Annotated in this window: 3 protein-coding genes; all 3 read right to left on the minus strand. The window is 65.3% G+C overall.

The features are described from left to right. Positions 1 to 98: 98 nt before the first annotated feature. Positions 99 to 1,220 (minus strand): flavin-containing monooxygenase, encoded by a 1,122-nt coding sequence (locus DBR22_RS13555; RefSeq protein ID WP_108599450.1) that lies wholly within the window; start codon positions 1,218 to 1,220, stop codon positions 99 to 101. A 28-nt stretch (positions 1,221 to 1,248) separates the two neighbouring features. Continuing rightward, positions 1,249 to 1,563 carry a hypothetical protein gene (locus DBR22_RS13560; protein WP_108599451.1) on the minus strand — a complete coding sequence of 105 codons (315 nt, stop codon included), beginning with the start codon at positions 1,561 to 1,563 and terminating at the stop codon, positions 1,249 to 1,251. Between the two features lie 104 nt (positions 1,564 to 1,667). Continuing rightward, positions 1,668 to 2,705: helix-turn-helix transcriptional regulator (locus tag DBR22_RS13565; RefSeq protein WP_219928120.1), on the minus strand; the 1,038-nt coding region annotated here is incomplete at its 5' end.

The following is a 2,705-nucleotide window of genomic DNA, read 5'->3' on the forward strand; positions in this document are numbered from 1 at the left end:
GTTACTGAACCTCGTCGGTATCGTCGTGGCCGCCGTGGCGGTCCTCCTGTTCTACCGGGTGGTCACCAAACGGCTGCCGGAGTCGACGGCGCGCCAGCTCAGGTGGCAGCAACGGCGGAGCCCAGGCTGATCGGGGCCGGGATCTTTGCTGCCAGGTAACGTGCGTCGCGGCAGGCACCGGGCAGCGTAGCGGAGGCGGCCGCATACTGGAATTTCTGCCCCAGAAAGAACAGGCCGGGCGAATCAAGCGCTACGCCCCGGTACTGCCGCGGCATCCCGCCGTCGGCATGCAGGGCCGCGTCGATCCAGCCCAATTCCGTTTGGAACCCGGTGCACCAGATCACGTTGGCCACTTCGGCCCGGGTACCGTCCTCCAGCACCGGCAACCCGTTCTCCACCGTTGTGACCCTTGGGACGAACTCCACTCCGGCACTGGTGAGGTCCTTGGCCCTGGTGCGGATCAGGGGCGCCCCGTGGGCTGTAAGAGCCGGGGCGGCCTTCCGGCCTACCGGCGTCCCGAGGTTCAGGACGTACAGCCCGGCGAAGCGGATCACCGGCAGGACAAAGCGGGCTGCCGCCCGTCCATGCTTCACGGGGATTTCTCCCGCTGGTTTCCCGGCGACCAGGGTGGGGTGGGTGCGGCTTACTTCCAAGGCGATTTCTGCGCCCGAGTTTCCCAGCCCCACCACCAGGACCGGGCCTTCCTGCAGCTGCCCGGCGTTTTTGTAGGCGCTGGAATGGAACTGCACGATGGATGGCGCCAATTCCGCCGCGAAGCGGGGGACCTTTGCGCAGCGCTCCGAGCCGTTGGCCACCACAACGTTATGGGCTTCCCAGCGGTGGCCGTTGGAGGCGGCCAGGTAACGGTCCCCTTCACGCCACAGCCGTTCCACCCGCACTCCTGTCTGTACCGGTAGGTCAAAGCGGGCAACATATCCTTCAAAAAATTCGGCCAACTCGTCCTTTGACGGGAAAGCCAGCGGATCTCCGGGGAAGGCCATGCCCGGCAGTCCGTCATACTTTGCCGGCGTGAAGACGCGAAGGGAGTCCCACCGTTCCCGCCACGCGTCGCCGATCCTCCTGTTCTCATCCAGGATCAGGAACTTCCGGTTCTGGCGCGACAGGTAGTAACCCATCGCCAGACCTGACTGTCCGCCGCCGATCACCAGTGTGTCCAGCACAGTGCCGGACCGGTTGGTGGTTCCGCTTTCGTTGTTCATGACTGATCTCCTCCTTGGCCTGTTGCATTCACCTGACTGAACTCTCCAGGCTGGCCGCCGGCACGTCCCCGTTCTGCCCCCGGCCTGTATCCCGGTAGCGCACCCACCAGGCAAGCATCAGCCCGGAAGCCAGGATGTAAGCCAGGTGGAGAACCCAGATGGGACCGGCAGGAAGGTTGAAGACGTAAATGGAGTGCACGGCGTTGGCCACGTTGCTCAACACCAGGTTGCCGAGGCTGTAGGAGGCCAGGTCCTTGGTGCGCGCAGCTTTAAGAAGCATCGGCAGCATGCCCAGGGCAAAGAGGACTGTCGAGAGGGTTCCGGCAAGCACTGGAAGGTTCATGTTTTGAGGCTACGAGCGCGGGCCCAGTGCCCGCGTCGGCCAAACCATGTAATTCCGGCCCGGGAGTGTGTGGGTATTTTTATGCAGTTCCGGGGCGTCAGCGTTTAGCCGGCGAGGCCGTGCTCGTAGGCATAGCTGGTGGCGGCAGACCTGGAGGAGATTCCGAGCTTGAGGAAGATATTGCTGATGTGGCGTGCCACAGTCTTCTCACTGAGATAGAGCTCAGCGGCGATGGCACGGTTGCCCTTTCCGGATGCAACCAGCCGGATAACTTCAGTTTCCCGTGGGGTCAGGCCTCCGGTGGCGCTGTGGGCGTCTTCCCGCATCAGGGTTGCCGCCCAAACTGCCGCCGGTCCCGCTCCAAGTTCGAGGAACTGGGCATGTGCTGCCTCGAGATCCATGAGCGCGGAGGGTTCGTCCCCAAGGTCCCGGCAGGCACGCCCGATCAAAACCCTGCAGCGGGCCGCCTCGTAGGGAACGCCCAGCTGCTGCCAGAGCCGCCAGGCCTGCCGCAGTGACTGCGTCGCCCCTGCTGGATCGCCTTCAGCCAGCCGGACCGCACCGCCGGCCTGTCCGGCCGCCGCCCGCACCATGGGCATGGGGGTTTCCCGGGCAAAGGAATCGAGCTCGGCGGCCCACAGCCGTGCCGCCTCCAGATCCCCGGCAGCAAGTTCAATGTCCACCAGGGCCGGCAGGAGATGCCTGCGGGTGGCCAGATCGGCCACGTTGGCGGTCCGGCGGATCATGGCCTGCGCGTGGTGGGCGTTTCCGCGCGCCAGCATCACGAGCGCGAGGCCCGGCTGCGGTTCGTAGCCGCTTCTTGCCGCCTGCCCGAAGGACGCTTCGGCCGCGTCGAGCTTGCCGGTCAGGAGCTCCAGTTCGCCCTGTTCGTAGTAACCGCCGTAGAGGGCCTGCGGATCGCCTCTTGCGGACAGCTCCTGGGCCCTGGCGGCTGCCTCGTACGCTTCGGCCCAGGCGCCGTGGAGCCGGAAGAGTTCAGCGCGGTGATGCTGGCACTGGCCACTGAAAGACACCATGTCCGGGCGGGCATTGCACCAGCGGTCAAGCGCCGCTGTCCATTGCAGGGCCCTCTCCAGATCGAAAGCCAACTGGCAGTTCCCGATGACAGCGCAGTAGATGAT

The sequence above is a fragment of the Arthrobacter sp. HMWF013 genome, assembly GCF_003061105.1.
Classification (GTDB): Bacteria; Actinomycetota; Actinomycetes; order Actinomycetales; family Micrococcaceae; genus Arthrobacter.